Raw genomic sequence first — 17850 nt, 5'->3', positions numbered from 1 at the left:
GGTTCACTCTCTCAATCTTGGACTTTCCAGCAGGCCTGCAGATGGCCATCGGCCACGGCGCGCAGCTGCATGTCAGCCTGGGCGCAGCGCGCCTCGGCCTGTGGGCAACGGGTACGAAAGACGCAACCACTCGGTGGGTTCTTGGGGCTGGGCAGGTCACCCGACAGCAGCGGGATGCTGCGCCGCTGGGCCGGGTCCGGAATCGGCGCGGCTGCCAGCAAGGCCTGGGTATAGGGGTGGCGCGGCCGGGCATACAAGGCCTCGGTCGGTGCCACCTCCACCACACGGCCCAGATACAGGACCACCACGCGATCGCAGAGGTATTCCACCACATCCAAATCGTGCGAGATGAAGAGCAGCGTCAATCCAAGGCGATCTTTGAGGTCGCCCAGCAAATTGACCACCTGCGCCTGGATAGACACATCCAGCGCGGACAGCGGCTCATCGGCCACGATAAAGCGCGGCTGCACTGCCAGCGCCCGGGCAATGCCAATGCGCTGGCGCTGGCCGCCGGAGAACTCATGCGGAAAGCGCTCGGCGTGCTCGGGCCGCAAGCCCACCTGGTCCAGCAGCTCGGCAATGCGCTGCTGGCGCTCCGCACCGGGCGCCAGCCCGTGGGTGGACAGTGCCTCGCCCAGCACATCGCGGATGCGCATGCGCGGGTTCAGGCTGGCATAGGGGTCCTGGAAGATGATCTGGATATCGGAACGCAGTGGCCGCATCGCGCTGGGGCCCAGGTGCGCCAGGTCCACGGTCTCGCCGCCCTGCTTGCGAAAATGCAGCTGGCCGTCGGTTGGCTCAATCAAGCGCGTCAGCAGCCGGCCGATGGTGCTTTTGCCGGAGCCGGACTCGCCGACCAGGCCCAGGGTCTCGCCGGGGTAGATGTCAAAGGAAACATCCTGCACCGCGCGCACCGGGTGGGCGCCGCTGCCAAACTGCTTGCTCAAATGCTGGATGCGCACCAGCGGCTCGGCCGCTGCGGTGGCCAGCGCGGCCGGGCGGTCCAGGGTGTCGGTCGTGCTCATGCGGCTTCTCCTGCGCGAATGCAGCGCACCTGGCGCTCGCCGGGCTGGGCGTCGTTGCCGGTGCGCCATGTCTCCAGGCCAGGCATGGCCTGCTCGCAGGCGTTCAGGCGCTTGCTGCAGCGCGGCGCAAAGGCGCAACCGGGCGGCGGGCTCAAGGGGCTGGAGACCTGGCCGGGGATGGCATCCAGGCGGCGCCGCCCCACAAAGGCCGGCTTGCCACCGGCGCGCAGCGCGGCGGCCTCGGCCAGCTCGCGCTGGCGCGCCATGCCGGGCAGGCAGCCCAGCAGGCCCTGGGTATAGGGGTGCTGGGGCGCGGCAAACAGCGCATGCACGCTGGCCGTCTCGACAATGCGGCCGGCATACATCACCGCAATCGCATCGGCGTACTGCGCCACCACGCCCAGGTTATGGGTCACAAACAGAATGCTCATGCCCGTCTCTTTTTGCAGCCGGCCCATCAGGGCCAGGATCTGCGCCTGAATGGTCACATCCAGCGCGGTGGTGGGCTCGTCGGCAATCAACAGGCTCGGGTCGCAGGCCATGGCCAGCGCAATCATTACCCGCTGGCGCATGCCGCCAGACAGCTGGTGCGGGTACTCATGCACGCGCTGGGCGGCAGCCGGTATTTCCACCAGCTCCAGCATGCGCTGGGCATGGGCCAAGGCCGCCGCCTTGCCCAGGCCCTTGTGCAGGCGCACCGATTCGGCAATCTGCTCGCCCACGGTCAGCACCGGGTTCAGGCTGGTCATGGGCTCCTGGAACACCATGGCCAGCTCATTGCCGCGCAGCGCACGCAGGGACTTGGCATCGAGCGACAGCAGATCCACCGTGCGGCCATCGCGCTGCACAAACCGGGCCTGGCCTTGCACCTGGGCTTGCGAAGTCTTGGCATGCAGGCCCATCAGCGACAGGCTGGTGACCGACTTGCCCGAACCCGACTCGCCCACTAGGGCCAGGGTCTGGCCCGGCAGAATCTGAAAGCTCACATCGGAGACGCTCTGGATACGCCCGCCTTCGGTGGCGAACGAGGTCGACAGCGAGCGCACATCCAGGCGGGGCGCGGCCAGGCTGGCGGCCGCTGCAGAGGTGGCGGTGTTCATCATGATTTGTTCTTCAGCTTGGGGTCGAGCAGATCGCGCACACCGTCGCCCAGCAGCTGCAGCGACAGCGCCGTCAGCACAATGGCCACGCCCGGGGTCAGAATGGTCCAGAACGCCTTGTCGGCATACTCCAGGCTGCCGGCAATCATCGTGCCCCAGGTGGGGATGTCAGGCGGCACGCCCACGCCCAGAAAGGACAGGCCCGCCTCAGCCAGGATGGCATAGGCAAAGATGAAGGTGACCTGCACCAGCACCGGCGACAGCAGGTTGGGGAGGATGTGGCGCCACAGAATCAGCGGCGTGCGCACGCCCAGCGCCTTGGCGGCATCGACAAACAGCAGCTCGCGCAGCACCAGCGTGGAGGCGCGCACCACGCGGGCCACGCGCGGCGTGTAGACAATGGTCAGCGCCAGAATCACATTCCACAGCGAGGCACCCAGGATCGACACCAGCGCAATGCCCAGCAGGATGTCGGGGAAGGCCATCATCGCGTCGACCAGGCGCATCAGCGGTGCATCGAGGCGGCGGAAGTAGCCGGCCAGCATGCCCAGCAAGGTGCCCAGCACCACGGCGCCCAGCGCGGTGAACAGGCCAATCATCAGCGAGTAGCGCGCGCCGTAGATGATGCGCGCCATCACATCGCGGCCCAGCTCATCGTTGCCGGCCCAGTGCGCCCACGAAGGCGCATGCAGGCGCATGCTGATGTTCATGTCATTGGGGTCGGAGTCGGTCAGCAGCGGGTAGAGCAACGCGGTGGCGGCAATCAGCAGCAGCACCAAGGCACTCGCCAGCACCACCTTGCGCGCAAACAGCCGGCGCAAGGTCTTGAACCAGGGGGACTGGGCCCAGCCGCCGCGCGCGGGCAGCGGCAATGCCGTTGGGGAGGCGTTCATCATTGGCCCTCCAGACGAATGCGGGGATCCACCACCGTGTAGAGCAGGTCGATCGCGAGGTTGATGAAAACGTAGATGGCGGCAATGACGAGCAAGGTGCCCTGGATGACCGGATAGTCGCGCCGCAGCACGGCCCGCACCACCAGGTTGCCCACGCCGGGCAGGTTGAACACGGTCTCGGTCACCACCGTGCCGCCAATCATCAAGGCCAGGGTCAGGCCCAGCACGGTCACGACCGGCACCAGCGCATTGCGCTGCACATGCTTGACCAGCACCACCGACTCGCCCAGGCCCTTGGCCCGCGCGGTGCGCACATAGTCCTCGCCCAGAATGTCGAGCACCGAGGCGCGGGTGAAGCGGATGATCAGCGCCGAGTTGAGCACGCCCAGCACCAGCGCGGGCAGCAGCAGATGCTGCAGGCGGTCGCCAAAGCTGGCGTCGGGATCGCCATAGCCCGAGGCAGGGAACCAGCCCAGGTGCACGGCAAACACCTGGATCAGGATCAGGCCGAACCAGAAGCTGGGAATGCTCGCGCCCAGCATCGCAATGCTGCTGAGCACCTGGTCGATCCAGCTGCCACGCCACACGGCTGCGGCCATACCACAGGGCACACCGATCAACGCGGCAATCGACACGGCGAACAGCGCCAGAAACATCGTGGGCTCGGCGCGCTCGAGCAGTGCCTGCGTGACCGGCATCTGCAGGAACAACGACTGGCCCAGGTTGCCTTGCAGCACCTGGCCAATCCAGAGCACAAACTGGGTGGTGAGGGGCTTGTCCAGCCCGTACTGCACGCGCGCGGCAGCAATATCGGCGGCGGTGGCCTGGTCACCCAGCAGCAGCGCGACCGGATCGCCCGACGCCAGACGCGTGAGCAGGAACACCAGCACGGCCACCAGGGCGAGCACCACCACAGCGCCGCCCAGGCGCTTGACTAAAAAATGCAGCATGGCTGAACTCGAGAGTCGCTGGGGCTTACTGGCTCAGCGAGGTGTTCCAGAAGAAAGGCCAGGGCATGGGCTGGTAGCCCTGCAGCTTGGATGAACGTGCCGACAGCGCGTTGAACTTGCCCACTTCGACAAAGGGCACCTCGTCATAGACCAGCGCCTGCACCTTGCCCCATAGCGGGCCGCGCTTGGCCACATCGGGCTCGCCATTGAAAGCGGCAAGCGCGGCCTTCTTGGTCTCCGTCTCCCACCAGCCCGGCGCGCCGCTGCCCATCTGGGGGGGCGACAGCATCGGCTCAGGGAACAGGCCCGAGTGGGTCATGTAGACATCCCAGAGCTTGGCATCGTTGCGGCGCTGCACCAGGGTGGCCCAGTCCACCACCTGCAGCTCGGTCTTGAAGCCGGCGCGCTTCAAGTGCTCGGCCATCACCAGCGCCATGTTGTAGTGGAACTCATACTGGCGGCTGGCCATGATGCGGATCGGCTCGGACTTGTAGCCGGCCTTGGCGGCCTGGTCCTTGGCCAGCTGCGGGTTCTTCTGGTTGTACTGCTTGGCACCGGCATCCGAGTAGTACGGCGTGCCCTTGGCAAAGAAGTTGGGCTCGGCGGCGAAGAAGCGCTTGTCGCCAAAACCGGCCTGCAGCATCTCGGCCGGGCCCATTGCGGTCTGCACCGCCTGGCGCAGCTCCTTCTTGGCCAGCACACCTTCCTTGGTGTTGAAGACGATATAGGGGAAGCCAAAGTTCTGCGTGACGATCGGCACCACGTTGGGCGCAGCCTTTTCCAGGCGGCCTACCGATTCGACCTGCAGCAGATCGGCGTACTGGAACTGGCCCGAGAGCACACCCTCGACCCGCGTCGTCGCATTGGGCACCGGCACAAAGCGCAGCTCATCGAGCTGGGCCTCGCGCTTGCCGGCGTAGCCACTGGCGGGCTCGCTGCGTGCGGCGTACTGGTCAAAACGTGCCAGCACGGTGAACTGGTCGGGCTTGCGTTCCTTGAGTTGGTAGGGGCCCGTGCCGATGAAATCCTTGAGCACCGGTGCCACCGCTTCCTTGGGCATGATGCCGGCCATGCCGCTGGGCATCGCCAGGTGGGCCAGCAGCGGTGCATACACCGCCTTGAGCTTGATCTCCACCGTCTGCGGGTTCTTGGCGGTCATGCTGGCAATCTCCTGGCCCACGGCCTTGCCGCGTGCCGACACGTCCATCCAGCGCTGCAGCGAGGCGACCACGTCATCGGCCACCATCTCCTTGCCGTTGTGGAACTTGACGCCCTTGCGCAACGTGATGGTGTAGGTCAGGCCATCGGCAGAGATCACGGGCATGGCCTGGGCCAGCATGGGCTGGAGGTTCCACTGCGCATCAAAGGTGAAGAGCGGCTCGTAGACATGCTGCATGATGGTGCCCACCAGGTCGGTGGAGCTGACCATCGGATCCAGACTCTGGGGCTCGCCAATCATCGCCAGATTGGCGGCACCACCCTTGTGGGCTGCCTGGGCCCAGGCGCTGCCCGCTGGCAGGCCTGCGCAGCCGGCAGCCAACAGGGCTGCGGCAAGCAGTTGGCGACGGGACGTGCGGACACGCAAGGCAAGGGCGTTCATGGGGCAGGCTTTCATCGAAGGGGGTGAAGAAATTTTTTTACACCACAACCGCTAAAAACCGCCTTCAGATCGATTTATTGAAAGGTTTATCGGTTGTTGATGTAATATCTTTACATACAGGAGACCCACCCCATGACAGTAATTACCCTAGGCCAAGCCCCTCTCGCATCGGACCGTCTGGCCCGTCCGCTCTCGCCCGCCGTGCGCGCTGGCGACTTTGTTTTTGTCTCGGGCACCGTGCCCACCGATGACCAGGGCCAGGTCGTGCCCGGCGGTATCGAGGCGCAGACCCGCGCCGTGTTCAAGCGCCTGGAAGAGGCCTTGGCGCTGGGCGGCTGCACCCTGGCCGATGTCGCCAAGGTCAACGTCTGGCTCGACGATCCGCGTGATTTCGGCAGCTTCAACCGCGTCTACATGGAGTGCTTTGGCGACCACCGCCCGGCACGCTCGACCGTGGAATCGCGCTTGATGATCGATGCGAAGGTCGAGATCGACGTGACGGCCTACAAGCCGCTGTAAAACATAGGCGCTAAGGCGGAATGAGCGTGCGCAGCAGGCGCGACAGCGTCCCGCTGCAGGCGCTTCTACAATGGCCCACGCAGACCACGTCTGCGCTTTTTTTGGCCCCTTTTCACCGCCCATGCCCAAGCCCCCATCCTTTACTGCCCGCGCGCCGGGCGACCCGCGCCCCCGCATGATTGCCATCGACTGGGGCACCACCTCGCTGCGGGGCGCGCGCATCGATGCGCAGGGCCAGATCAGCGAGCGGCGCGCGCTGCCCCAAGGCATTCTGCAAGTGGCGCCTGGCGGCTTTGCCGATGCGTTTGCACAGCACTTTGGCGACTGGCTGGCCGAGGACCCGCAGCTGTGCCTGCTGTCGGGCATGGTGGGCAGCCGCCAGGGCTGGCAGGAGGCGCCTTACTGCCCCTGCCCGGCCGATTTTTCCGCGCTGTGCCAGCAGCTGCTCTGGCTCGATGTTCCCCAGCGCGTGCCGACGGCCATCGTGCCGGGCATGAGCAGCCTGGCGCAGAGCCAGGTCGATCCCGTGCATGGCGTGCCCGATGTGATGCGTGGTGAGGAAATCCAGGTTATCGGCGCGCTGGCGTTGATGGGCAGCCGCGACGGCCTGCTGCTGCTGCCAGGCACGCACAGCAAATGGGTGCAGGCGCAGAACAGCACGATCACCGGCTTCAAGACCTTCATGACCGGCGAGCTGTTTGCGCTGCTGGCCCAGCACTCCATCCTGGGCAAGACCCTGGACAGCAGCGCTGCGCTGGACGAGACCGCCTTCATCCAGGGGCTGGAGCGGGCACAGAGCCCCGATACCCTGAGCCACCTGCTGTTTGGCACGCGCGCGCTGTCACTGTTTGGCGCGCTCGATCCGGCCCAGTCGGCCAGCTACCTCTCGGGCCTGCTGATTGGCCAGGAGCTGCGCACCATGCCGACGGCTGCTGGCAGCCGCGTCGCCGTCATCGGCTCCAGCACCCTGGTGCAGCGCTACAGCCTGGCACTGCGCCATGTGGGCTGCGAAGCGGTCGCTTTTGGTGATGAGGCCACCTGGGCCGGCCACCAAGCGATTTACGACCACCTGACCCAGACGACCCTCTCCACGCCGCAGTCACTGCCACCCCAGCCATGAACCTGATTCAAACATTCCAGGCCCTGCAGGCCAAGCTGCCGCTGATCGCCATCCTGCGCGGCCTCACCCCCGGCGAGGCTGTGCCCGTGGGTGCCGCCTTGCAATCGGCCGGTTTTGGCCTGTGGGAAGTGCCGCTGAACTCCCCCGAGCCGCTCGAGAGCATTGCCGCGATGCGCGAGGCCTACCCCCATGTGCTGGTGGGCGCTGGCACGGTGCTGACGCCCCAGCAGGTGCGCGATGTGCATGCCGCTGGCGGCCAGCTCATCATTTCGCCCAATTGCAACCCGGCCGTGATCGACGAGGCCGTCAAGCTGGGCCTCATCAGCCTGCCGGGCGTCTTCACCCCGACCGAGGCCTTCATGGCGCTGGAGCATGGCGCGCATGGCCTCAAGATCTTCCCGGCCGAGCTGGCATCGCCCGCCGTCGTCAAGGCGCTGCTGGCCGTGCTGCCCAAGGGCAGCAATATCTACCCCGTCGGCGGCATTGCGCCAGACAACATGGCCCCCTGGCTGCAAGCGGGCGCAGCAGGCTTTGGCATTGGCTCGGCACTGTTCAAGCCCGGCAAAACAGCCGCGCAGGTGCGTGTGGATGCGCTGGCGTTTGCAGAAAACTTTCGCGCTTCAAAGGCCGGCTGATCCGCTGATGTCTAGCCCGTAAAAAAGGCCTGCACCCCGTCTGGGATGCAGGCCTTTTGCTTGGGCCACAGCCTCGTGCTTATTGCATCTGCTGCAGGTTGCCGATGCGCACCAGCATCTCGGTAAACATCTGCATATCGGCCTGCAGATCCGGCACTTCCTTGTACTCCAGCGCGTTGTGCGCGGTGTACTTCTTGCCGGGCATCGCAGGGCCAAAGTTGATGGCATTGGGCATCAGCTTGGCGGTGGTGCTGCCGGCGGTGGGCACGGGCTTGGCATCCAGGCCGGTGGTGTCGCCAAAGATGTTCAGCAGGGTCGAGAGCCAGGCACCCTTGGGGTCGCGGGCCATCCAGTTGCCTTGGCTGTAGTCGATCTTGACGGGCACCTGGGTGGCAGCGCTCCAGTTGGCAATGCCCTTTTCCACTTCGGCCTTCAGCTGCTCCGGCGATTTGCCGCGCGGCATGCGGGCATTGGCGGTCACTTCCAGCTGGCCATTGCCGGGCTTGATCAGGTTGGGCGAGATGGTCAGCGGGCCCATGAAGTCGTCGGCGTAGGCGACATTCAGGCCCTTGCCAAAGTAGTCCATGCCAAACACGCCATTGATGTAGCGCACCGCTTCGCTGTACTGGTTCTGCTGAACCAGAGGCTGGCCCTGGGCGGGCATCAGCGCCGATTGCAGCAGCAAGGCCAGGCGCGGCACGGGATTCACGCCTTCTTCGGGGCGCGAGCCGTGGGCGGAGCTGCCGGTCACCTTGATATCGATCTTGTTGGCGCTGCTCACCAGGTCCACGCTGAACTTGCCAAACTGCTGGTTGCTGGCCACAAAGCCATCCTTGGCAGCCTGCAGCTTCTGGGCCACGGCGGCCAGCGCAGCGGCATTGCCCGCCTCGATCGTTGCCGTGGCGGTCTGGGCAATCGCATTGGCCGATGCCGCGCCCGCCATCGCGGTGATGGCGGGTTGCTGCGGGTCGGTCTTCACATCGGCAAAGCTGGCCTTGATGGCGCCCGTGCCTTTTTCAGCCACCACGGCCGGGTACTTGCTGTCGAGCACGATGTTGTAGTCGGGCAGCTTGCTCTTGTCGCGGTAGTACTTCATCGCATCACCACCGGTCTCTTCGGTGGTTTCGATCATCAGGCGGATGCTGCGCTGCAAAGGCAGCTGCGACTGCTTGACGGCCTTCATCGCGTACAGCACCGTGGCGATCGAGCCCTTGTCGTCGATGGTGCCGCGCCCGTAGAGCTTGTCGCCCACGCGGGTGACCTTGAAGGGGTCGAGCTGCTGGCCATCCACCACCCATTCGGCCGGCACCACCGGCACCACATCGGCATGGGTCAGGATGCCGAACTCTTCGGTGCCCTTGCCCGGCAGGGTCACTTCAAAAATGCGGTTGTCCACATTGCGGTACTGCAGGCCAAAGTCCTGGGCCATCTTTTCCACCATGCGGCCAAAGTCGATGATGGCCGGGCTCTCGTGCGGCGGCACCTTGGGGTCGCGCACCGTTGGCAGCGCCACCATCTGGGTGATGCTGCTGAGCACCTGGTGCTCTTGCGTCAGGCGGGTGTAGAGGCCCAGCAGCCGGGCCACATTGGCCAGGTCATCGCCTTGCAGCTGCTCGCCTTGCGTGTAACGCTGCACCGCTGGCGCCAGGCGCGTGTCCTGCTTGGCAGCATTCTGCAGAAACTGTGCAAAGGTCGCCGGCGTCTTCACCGCTTCGGCGGCAATCGCATCGAGCGCCGGTTTTTGCAGCAGCTGGGCCTGGGCGCCGGCGGCTGCCAAGGCAATGCCCAAGGCGATGGCGGTGTGGCGGAATACGGTCTTCATATAGAACCTCGTCTCTTATTATCGAAAACCGAAAGAATAGCCGTTTTCCGCCCCGCCCCACGCCGGAAAACGCCGCCAGCGCCACGCAGAACATGCCGAACATGCCCGCTGGGTATCGGATGCAGACAGCGTGTTGCCCCAGCAGTCCTCAAACGCTGTGCGGCGGCTGGATCAGGCGTATTTCTTGGCCCCCGCCACGCAGACCACGGCCACCAGGGTCACGACCAGCATGGACCCGCTGACCTGCTCCTGCAGCAGCACGGCGGCCAGCGCCAGACCCATAAAGGGCTGCAGCAGCTGCAGCTGGCCGACTGCCGCAATGCCCCCTTGTGCCAGCCCCCGGTACCAGAACACAAAGCCGATCAGCTGGCTGAACACGGCCACATAGACAAAGCTGAGCCAGGTGGCGCTGCGCACATGCGCCAGGCTGGCAGGGGCCAGCCACAGCGCCAACGGCAGCATCAGCGGCAGCGACAGCATCAGCGCCCAGCTGATGACCTGCCAGCCGCCCAGCTTGCGCGAAAGGCGCGCGCCCTCGGCATAGCCCATGCCGCAGACCAGCACGGCGCCCAGCATCAGCAGATCGCCGATGAGCGAGCCCTGCCCGCCGCCCAGGGCTGCATAGCCCGCCACCACCGCCGCCCCCGCGAGCGAGAACACCCAGAACAGGCCCCTGGGCCGCTCCCCCCCGCGCAGTACCGCAAAAATCGCGGTGGACAGCGGCAGCAAGCCGACAAAGACGATCGAATGGGCAGAGGTCATGTGCTGCAGTGCCAAGGCCGTCAGCAGCGGAAATCCCACCACCACGCCCAAGGCCGCAATCGCGAGCGACGGCACATCGGCTGCCGCAGGCCGGCGCGCACGCTGGGCCAGCAAAAACCCACCACCCAGCAGCGCCGCCACCACGGCGCGGGCACAGGTCAAAAAACTGGGGTTCAAATCCGCCACCGCCACCCGCGTGGCCGGCAGCGAACCGGCAAAAATCGCCACCCCCACCAGGCCATTGACCCAGCCGGCCGTACTTTTCTCCATGCAAGACTCCTTGATCGAGCCAGCAGTACACCATGGGGCCAGCACTGCACACCAGACACAGTGCAGTACAGTTTAAAGAAACTGTTATCGGTAAAAAGCAATACAGTTTTGGGTGGATGACCCAAAATCCGACCGTCAGCGGCCCGCCGTGGCCTGGCTCAAGGCCCGGGCCAGCACCGCAAACACCCGCTCATCTGCGCACTGCGATACGTTGAAGCGCAGATAATCCCCCGCCGACTGCGACTGGCTGAACGAGTTGCCAGGGGCCAGCACCACCCCTTCCTGCAGGCAAGCGCGCGCCACCGCCGCCGCATCGGCGCCTTGCGGCAGCCGGCACCACAGAAACATGCCGGCCTGCGGCACCAAGGCCGGCTCCACGCGCAGCTTGCGCAGCCGCTGGGCCACCTTCTCCATGTTCTCGGCCAGGCGCTGGCGCACCAGGTCCATGTGCTTGCGGTAGCCGCTGTCGGTCAGGGTCTTCAGGATGATGTCCTGCGCCAGCCGCCCGGCGCCAAAGGTGGTGGCCAGCTTCAGATCGACCAGGCCCTCGATCCATTCGGGCCGCGCCGCCAGGTAGCCACAGCGCACTGAGGCCGAAATGGTCTTGGAGAAGCTGCCGATCTGGATCACCCGGGCCAGCCCGTCAAACGCGGCCAGCCGGGGCGCATGCTGGTTCTCGAAGTCGGCAAAAATATCGTCTTCCACAATCACCAGGTCCGAGCTTTCCACCAGCTTGAGCAGCCGGTGCGCCACCAGCGGCGACAGCGCGGCACCCGTGGGGTTGTGAATGCCGGCATTGGTGATGTAGAGCCGGGGCTGGTGCTCCTGCAGGGCCTTGTCGAACAGCTGCACATCGGGGCCCTGCGGCGTGTAGGGCACGCCCACTGCCTTCACCTGGTGCGCCTTGAGCAGCGCATGGAAGTTGAAATAGCAGGGGTCATCGACCAGTACCGTGTCACCAGGCTTGAGCAGGAAGCGGCACACCAGGTCGATGGCCTGCGTGCCTGACTCCGTCAGCATCAGCTGCTCGGGCGACACCTCGATGCCGGTGGCCGCCATGCGCCTGGCCAGCAACTGGCGCAGGCCCGGGCTGCCCAGCGGCGTGGCATATTCGGTCAGCTCGGCCAGCGGCCCCCGCGCCTGCGCGCGCAACGCCCGCCGGATGCCCTCTTCAAACATCCAGTCGGGCGGCAGCCAGCCACAGCCCGGGCGCAAGGTCGTTTGCGCGCTCTCCAGCGATTGGCGCGACACCCACAGCGGATCGACGACCCGGTCCAGCTTGAGCCCCAGCTCCAGCAGCGCCAGCGGCGCCACCGGCCCGTTGACATAAAAACCGGCCCCTGGCCGCGCCACGACCAGGCCCTCAGCCGCCAGCCGCTCATAGGCCTCCACCACCGTCGACACCGACATACCCAGCAGCCCCGCCTGCTGCCGCACCGATGGCAGCCGTGTTCCCGGCAAGTAGCTGCGCGAGGCCATACCGGCTCGCACATGCGCCATCACCTGCTGGATAAGGGTTCCGTTGCGCGCCATCGTCAGCTCCACTGTTCTGCCAAAAAGTCCATAACGGTGGAGCTTAATTGTTATTGGATGCGGATGCCAGCCATGGGCGGTGCAGTGCCCATGCGCAGCTGCGCCGTGCACGCCTCAGGGCCCCAGCACAGCAGGCCTGTGCATAATTCCACAATGATCACCATCCGCCCCTCCCGCCCCGAAGATGGCCCTCGCGCCGTCGAGATCTGGCGCCAGGCCGTCGACGCCACCCACCACTTTCTGCAACCAGCGGACCGCGCGGCCCTCGATGCACTGGTCAGCAGCTTCCTGCCCCAGGCGCCGCTCTGGCTGGCCGTTGATGCGCAGGACCAGCCGCTCGCCTTCATGCTCATCGACAACGGACACATGGAAGCCCTGTTTGTGGACCCCGCCGCCCGGGGCCAAGGCCTGGGCGCCGCGCTGGTGCGCCATGGGCTGTCACTGCATGCGCAGATGAGCACCGATGTCAACGAGCAGAACGACCAGGCGGTGGGCTTTTACGAAAAGATGGGCTTTCGGCGCACCGGGCGTTCGGCGGTCGATGGGCAGGGGCGGCCTTATCCGTTGATCCATTTGAAGTACGGCGGTGCTTGATAACGCAGGCAAGCCCCAGCCCAGCGCGCATCGTTACCGCCCCGCTTCGCTGACTGCCGCCTGTGCCAACGCCGGATGCCCCGGCAGCACCTCCAGCAAATAGTCCACAAAGCTGCGCACCTTGGCTGGCACATACTGCCGGTCGCGGAAACAGGCAAAAAAGTCCAAGGTCACCTCCTCCAGCAGCAGCGGGCCCGGTACTGCTTTGCGGCCTTTGCGCGCGGGCTGCAGCACCAAGGGCACCAGCCGCCCCTCCTGCACATGGCGCTGGGTGATAAAGCTGCCAGCCCAGACAATGCCGCCACCGGCAACCGCCAGCTCCACCAGCGCATCGATATCGGTGCCAATGGCGGCAACACGCAGGCCAGGGTCGACCCGGCGGCCATCGCGCACAAAGGGCCAGCGCATAAAGCGCCCGTCCCGCTCGCGGCGGTACAGCAAACAGGCATGCTGCAGCAGATCCTCGGCCACCTGCGGGCGGCCATGCTTTTCCAGATACGCGGGCGAGGCGTACAAAAAGCGCGGCATGGCGGCGAGCGGCCGCACCGACATGCCGGGCTCCAGCACATCGCGGTAGCGGATGCTGACGTCCACATCCTCCTTGAGCACATCGACATCGCGGTCGGTCACCAGCAATTCCAGCTCCAGCTGCGGATGGCGCGCCTGGAAGGCCGGCAGCAACGGCGCCAGCACATGGCGGCCAAAGGCGGCCATGCAGGCCACCCGCAGCCGCCCTTGCACGGCCCCATGCACCAGCGACACATCGGCCTGCGCGCGCGCCAGCTCATCCAGCACCGGCGCCACCCGGGCCAGGTAGCGCTCGCCCGCTTCGGTCAGCGCCATCGAGCGGGTGGTGCGCGTGATCAGCCGCGTGCCCAGCTCGCGTTCCAGCCGCGCAATGTTCTGGCTGGCCGCCGCCGGAGAGATACCCAGCTGGCGTGCAGCCGAGGCGATGGAGCCCCCTTCCAGGGCTTTGACAAAGATGTCGATAGCGCGCAGATTCGTCATGAATGTGAATGTATCGCCAAACCGATTCGTAAATACTGCTTACGATTTCTGCAAGCGGGCGCCCTCTACCGCATCGTCTGCCGCATGCGTACAGTGACCAATCAGGCAGCGGGCCATGGGGCCCGGCCACGATGGATTTGGAGCCAGCTATGCAGAATGTGATTGAGGCAGTGACGCCCAAGGGCGATGTGGTTTTTCGGGCAGCGGATGGGAGCTATATCGTCGCCCAGCAGATCGATGCCAAGCCCTTGAAACAGGCGCAGATCCTGGAGGGCGCACTGGAGACGATTGGCATCGAGACTGCGACGGATGTGGCTACGGGGCTGCGCTACGAGTTCTTCATTGCCGGCTATGGGCTGTCGCGCGAAGGGGCCTTTGGGGCGCCGGAGTGAGTGGTTTTGGCACAGGGTTCACGGCGTCAGCACGCACGCGCCAGCAAATCGTCGGCAAGCTGGAGCAACGCCTTGTCATCTTGCTGGCCCTGAAATGCTTGAATAGCGACCAGGTTCTTTGGCTGCCGCATCACTTTCTCTGGTGAGTCATCGACGATCAGAATCTGCTCCAACGCATAGCCCTGGCTCTGCACCTTTCGGAGATCCTTGATGTACACATAGCCATTGGTCTGCGGATGGATGCGCTGAACACAGCGCTCAACCGACCAGGCAAATCGCAGGTCAAATGGAGGGCGGAATAAATGCGCGATCACGGCGTCCACATAGGCGCGTAACGCAGAGGACCATACGGCAAATTCGTAGCACGCACTGGTTTCCTGCAGGAGCGCCTGTAGATGTGGACGCACATACACATGGTGTTCCTGCCACGCAAAATCAGCGGGATGCGCAAACGGTTCGGCCACAGCATGCACCAGGGTCTCGTCCAAATCAAAGATCAGCAATTTCTTCATCTGCATGGCAGCTACCGCTATAGCCGATTGTCATCAATGATGAGTGCAACCCTCTTCGTTTCACAGCTTTACCAATCCGCTTGCGCTAACGAAGACGGGCCAAGTTGGCATCAATCTGGCGTTGAATTTCCTGCAATGTCTCTTTCTGAATCGCACCCTTGTGCAGTTCTGCTGCGATGGATGTGAACCGGCTTGCCACCGCTCCCATCTTTTCGATCAACTCGCTTGCCGCTTGCGTTGTCAAATCCGCTTCGGCGGCCAGTTGCATCATCTGCTCCCGGCCGATGTTCAAGGCTTCGCCGCAGACGTCCATCTGGTGCCAGCCTCCCGGACCTGTGCAATACGTCACGTCATACGCTGGCGATAACTGCCAGTTCCCCGCCTGGTCCATGCGGTAGGAGAAATTCTTGGTGTGGTCATCACGGTTGTTGAACACCACATTGAACAGCGCACGCTCAAATGCCACGGCCTTCTGGCGGATATCTCGGGTGCACAGGTGGGTGGCACGCAAAAAGTTCTGGTAGTTGAGAGAGCCAGGCACCTGGTAGTCCGCCCCGGTAAACGATGCCAGGCTCTGGACAGGTATACGCATGTCATGGAGACGATCGAACCGCTTGCTGGCAAACGCTGCATGGCCGCCCGGCAGATGGAAATGCAGGCTATCGGGCGTTTGCACATCGCACAGCCGAAGGCAATGGGCGTACACCGATTCGATGGCGCAGACTTCCGGGTGTTCGGACTTGGCCGGAAACTTCACCAGCCAAGGCTCATAACCTGGGATATGGGCGGTCGTGAATTCCAAGGTCAGCGGGTCTCGGTACACCAGCGCCTTGGGCCGTGCACCTTGGGGCGATCCACCCACTTGCATCAGCATCTCCAGGTATTCGCCGCCCTCACCGCGCATAACCTCCTGAACGCCCGAAGCCAGGCTTTCCAGCGAGACGTGCTGATCCGACTCCATGCCTTCTGGAGCCACAGGCTCGAAGGTCATGGCACCCAGCGCGTTGTTGCCCACGTAGGCCAAGCGCTCCAGCGGACCGATGCTGGCAGGCGAAAGCTGCCGTTTGCGAAATAGCCGCTCCATCAAGAGCATGCCCCAGCCGTCGGGCAAAGCATCATAGGCAGGGCCTGGCAGCTCCAGCTGGTGGATAGGAAAGCCTTTGGTGGTCTTTTGCTTGAGAGGCAGCCGATGGGACGACAGCTCGATATTGCGGCTCAGCGCTTCGCTGCTGTATTCAAAGACGGTCACGGGCCGAGAGGTGACGCGCCGGGTGCGCACCAAGGTGCCCCAGAGCCATCTTTCGCCCCAGCCTTCGTAGTAGATGTTGACGGTATCAAGCACGGGAGCCCTTGTTTCTGACGCGCTGCCGATTCGCAGTGGCCTCATAACGATTTACATCGTCAATGCTATCGAGGGAGGGAAGAAAAAGGTTTTCAAGCTCGCTGCTGCGCCCCAAGGCCATCGCCACTCGCACAATGTATTCCAGCTTCACAGAGTGACCTGACTCCACGTTCGAGATCGTCGATTTACTCACTCCCGCTCGCGCTGCCAACTCGCCTTGGGTCATCGCCTGAGCCACGCGCTCCACGCGCAGGCGGTCGCAAATGCGTTGAACAATTTCCTCAGGAGTAGAGAAATTTAATTCCACAATTCTGCTACTTAAGTTAAAAATCCAGACTTAAATACTTAAATTGTAGATTTATATACAAATGGTGTCAAATGTGGAGCCGCTGAGAATTCAACCATTGATCGCGATTGGCCGACTGTATCCACCATAGCCTCGCCGCTATCCTTCAACAACCGGAGGCGCCAACTGCTCCCGCAAAGTAGCCAAGATCTCCTCAGACAGCTACAGGTTGCCTGCCGCCGCAGCCAAGGTCAGATCGCCATCCTGGCTGCGGGCTCGGGCATTGGTCAGATCCACCGGCTGCTGGCCGAATCGATGATGCAGTCAAGCACCTTGGTCGAGGTGCTACCTGATTGGAACGGCCATACCTTGCCCCTATCGCTGATGTCCCCTTCCGCCAAGTGGCGTGTGCCAAGGGATTTGTGGAATGGCTGGGGCGGTATTTGAAGCGGGAAAAGAGTCGGTAGCCATTAGCATCTAGCCTGCGTTTCCAATCCGGGTCAAACGCCCACGTTTTTAAATACAGCATTCAATGACGATCATCCAAATTGGAACGCTTGCAATCATTGCCGCTTGCACCTTGGTCCTGCTGCTAAATTGGGCATCTCTCATCGAGGCCCAGATCAGTAAGAAAGGATTCAGCTTCGCGCCTCCGTGGATATGCGGACTGTCCGCCAGCATCGCGATGTATTTCTATCCAGGAGGATCCCTGAAAGCTTACGCGTGGGCTCCCCTGCTTCTCGATCCCAGTATCAGCCTGGTTCTCGTGGCACTGGCTTGGCAGGGCATGGTCAAGAAGACCCCGAAGAAGCGCTAACCGTCCTCACATCGGGTGCCGCTCACTCCGCAGGCGGCGCCAACTGCTCCCGCAAAGTAGCCAAGATCTCCTCAGACAACGCCGGGTTGCCCGCCGCCGTAGCGCGGGCCAGCACCAGGGCACCCACCATGCTGCTGAGCGTCACGATGGTCTGGGCACGCTTGGCAGGCCCATCGCCCGGCACGACTTCCATAAAGCGCTGGATATTGCGCTCTACCCCTTGCGCAAATGCTTCGGACATCTCCGGCCCCGCGCGGGCCGCATCGGTGGCCAAGGCGGCGGCGGGGCAGCCTTCGCCGGGATGGTCGCGGTGGTTGGCCGACAGGTAGCCATGCACCAAGGCGCGCAGCCGGGCGGCGGGCGCATCATCGGCAGCAGCGGTATCCAGCCCTTCGAGCGGCGTGATGGTCCAGTCAAAGGCGCGCAGGCAGGCCTCTCTGGCGAGGGCATCCTTGGACGCAAAGTGGCGGTAGAGCCCGCCGTGCGTCAGGCCCGCATCGCGCGTGATCTCGGCCACACCCACGCCCTCCAGGCCTTTTTCCCGGTAGAGCCGCGCAGCGGCATCCACGATGCCTTCGCGGTTTTCGGCGGCTTGTGCTTTGCTGACTTTCATGCGTTAGATGATACCCATCATCAAAACTCATTTATGATGACGACCATCATCAATAAG

19 protein-coding genes are annotated in these 17850 nt (G+C 64.1%); 6 read left to right on the top strand and 13 right to left on the bottom strand.

Annotated features, from left to right (window positions below):
* Positions 1–11 precede the first annotated feature (11 nt).
* The 5 genes from ACCQ08_RS16100 to ACCQ08_RS16080 are packed head-to-tail and all read right to left on the bottom strand — an operon-like array spanning position 12 to position 5568.
* Positions 12–1025, bottom strand: a complete 1014-nt coding sequence (locus ACCQ08_RS16100; protein ID WP_373450362.1) for an ABC transporter ATP-binding protein — start codon at positions 1023–1025, stop codon at positions 12–14.
* On the bottom strand, positions 1022–2125 hold the full coding sequence (locus tag ACCQ08_RS16095) for an ABC transporter ATP-binding protein (protein ID WP_373450379.1): 1104 nt from the start codon (positions 2123–2125) through the stop codon (positions 1022–1024). The genes ACCQ08_RS16100 and ACCQ08_RS16095 overlap by 4 nt, the downstream gene beginning before the upstream one ends.
* Positions 2125–3018 carry an ABC transporter permease gene (locus ACCQ08_RS16090; RefSeq protein WP_373450361.1) on the bottom strand — a complete coding sequence of 298 codons (894 nt, stop codon included), beginning with the start codon at positions 3016–3018 and terminating at the stop codon, positions 2125–2127. The genes ACCQ08_RS16095 and ACCQ08_RS16090 overlap by 1 nt, the downstream gene beginning before the upstream one ends.
* Complete coding sequence (locus tag ACCQ08_RS16085) at positions 3018–3968, bottom strand: ABC transporter permease (RefSeq protein ID WP_373450360.1); 951 nt, start codon at positions 3966–3968, stop codon at positions 3018–3020. Before ACCQ08_RS16085 ends, ACCQ08_RS16090 begins: the two co-directional genes overlap by 1 nt.
* 25 nt (positions 3969–3993) lie before the next feature.
* Complete coding sequence (locus ACCQ08_RS16080; RefSeq protein WP_312411406.1) at positions 3994–5568, bottom strand: ABC transporter substrate-binding protein; 1575 nt, start codon at positions 5566–5568, stop codon at positions 3994–3996.
* 132 nt (positions 5569–5700) lie between these two features.
* On the opposite strand from ACCQ08_RS16080, the gene ACCQ08_RS16075 reads away from it, so the two are divergent.
* From ACCQ08_RS16075 to ACCQ08_RS16065, 3 genes are all read left to right on the top strand, one after another.
* Positions 5701–6087, top strand: a complete 387-nt coding sequence (locus ACCQ08_RS16075) for a RidA family protein (protein WP_133855106.1) — start codon at positions 5701–5703, stop codon at positions 6085–6087.
* 121 nt (positions 6088–6208) lie between these two features.
* On the top strand, positions 6209–7207 hold the full coding sequence (locus tag ACCQ08_RS16070; protein WP_369459619.1) for a 2-dehydro-3-deoxygalactonokinase: 999 nt from the start codon (positions 6209–6211) through the stop codon (positions 7205–7207).
* A complete protein-coding gene (locus tag ACCQ08_RS16065; protein ID WP_239809637.1) occupies positions 7204–7842 on the top strand; it encodes a 2-dehydro-3-deoxy-6-phosphogalactonate aldolase in 639 nt (212 codons plus the stop codon). Before ACCQ08_RS16070 ends, ACCQ08_RS16065 begins: the two co-directional genes overlap by 4 nt.
* Positions 7843–7921: 79 nt before the next feature.
* On the opposite strand, the gene ACCQ08_RS16060 is transcribed toward ACCQ08_RS16065, so the two are convergent.
* From ACCQ08_RS16060 to ACCQ08_RS16050, 3 genes are all read right to left on the bottom strand, one after another.
* Entirely contained in the window at positions 7922–9664 is a 1743-nt protein-coding gene (locus ACCQ08_RS16060) for a dipeptidase (protein ID WP_373450359.1), read from the bottom strand.
* Between the two features lie 171 nt (positions 9665–9835).
* Positions 9836–10696 (bottom strand): DMT family transporter, encoded by an 861-nt coding sequence (locus tag ACCQ08_RS16055; protein WP_312411416.1) that lies wholly within the window; start codon positions 10694–10696, stop codon positions 9836–9838.
* A 135-nt stretch (positions 10697–10831) separates the two neighbouring features.
* A complete protein-coding gene (locus tag ACCQ08_RS16050) occupies positions 10832–12229 on the bottom strand; it encodes a PLP-dependent aminotransferase family protein (protein WP_373450358.1) in 1398 nt (465 codons plus the stop codon).
* A 153-nt stretch (positions 12230–12382) separates the two neighbouring features.
* Here ACCQ08_RS16050 and ACCQ08_RS16045 point away from each other — a divergent pair, with 153 nt between their 5' ends.
* On the top strand, positions 12383–12823 hold the full coding sequence (locus ACCQ08_RS16045; RefSeq protein ID WP_373450378.1) for an acetyltransferase: 441 nt from the start codon (positions 12383–12385) through the stop codon (positions 12821–12823).
* A gap of 33 nt (positions 12824–12856) precedes the next feature.
* Here ACCQ08_RS16045 and ACCQ08_RS16040 read toward each other — a convergent pair whose 3' ends face one another.
* Positions 12857–13831, bottom strand: coding sequence for a LysR family transcriptional regulator (locus ACCQ08_RS16040; protein ID WP_313334705.1), 975 nt, complete (start codon positions 13829–13831; stop codon positions 12857–12859).
* Between the two features lie 149 nt (positions 13832–13980).
* On the opposite strand from ACCQ08_RS16040, the gene ACCQ08_RS16035 reads away from it, so the two are divergent.
* The gene (locus ACCQ08_RS16035; RefSeq protein ID WP_133855114.1) at positions 13981–14223 is read left to right on the top strand and encodes a hypothetical protein; all 243 of its coding nucleotides are present in this window, start codon (positions 13981–13983) and stop codon (positions 14221–14223) included.
* 26 nt (positions 14224–14249) lie between these two features.
* Here ACCQ08_RS16035 and ACCQ08_RS16030 read toward each other — a convergent pair whose 3' ends face one another.
* From ACCQ08_RS16030 to ACCQ08_RS16020, 3 genes are all read right to left on the bottom strand, one after another.
* Complete coding sequence (locus ACCQ08_RS16030) at positions 14250–14741, bottom strand: NIF family HAD-type phosphatase (protein WP_373450357.1); 492 nt, start codon at positions 14739–14741, stop codon at positions 14250–14252.
* Positions 14742–14820: 79 nt separating this feature from the next.
* Positions 14821–16014 carry a type II toxin-antitoxin system HipA family toxin gene (locus ACCQ08_RS16025; protein WP_373450377.1) on the bottom strand — a complete coding sequence of 398 codons (1194 nt, stop codon included), beginning with the start codon at positions 16012–16014 and terminating at the stop codon, positions 14821–14823.
* A 55-nt stretch (positions 16015–16069) separates the two neighbouring features.
* Complete coding sequence (locus ACCQ08_RS16020; protein WP_312450557.1) at positions 16070–16384, bottom strand: helix-turn-helix transcriptional regulator; 315 nt, start codon at positions 16382–16384, stop codon at positions 16070–16072.
* 511 nt (positions 16385–16895) lie between these two features.
* On the opposite strand from ACCQ08_RS16020, the gene ACCQ08_RS16015 reads away from it, so the two are divergent.
* A complete protein-coding gene (locus ACCQ08_RS16015; protein WP_312450560.1) occupies positions 16896–17180 on the top strand; it encodes a hypothetical protein in 285 nt (94 codons plus the stop codon).
* A 22-nt stretch (positions 17181–17202) separates the two neighbouring features.
* On the opposite strand, the gene ACCQ08_RS16010 is transcribed toward ACCQ08_RS16015, so the two are convergent.
* Entirely contained in the window at positions 17203–17793 is a 591-nt protein-coding gene (locus ACCQ08_RS16010; RefSeq protein WP_373450356.1) for a TetR/AcrR family transcriptional regulator, read from the bottom strand.
* Between the last annotated feature and the right edge of the window lie 57 nt (positions 17794–17850).

Origin of the sequence: Comamonas sp. SY3, from assembly GCF_041730275.1 — a bacterium.
GTDB lineage: Bacteria > Pseudomonadota > Gammaproteobacteria > Burkholderiales > Burkholderiaceae_C > Comamonas > Comamonas sediminis.
Note: the sequence above shows the minus strand (reverse complement) of the source record. Positions and strands in the feature narration are given on the sequence as shown.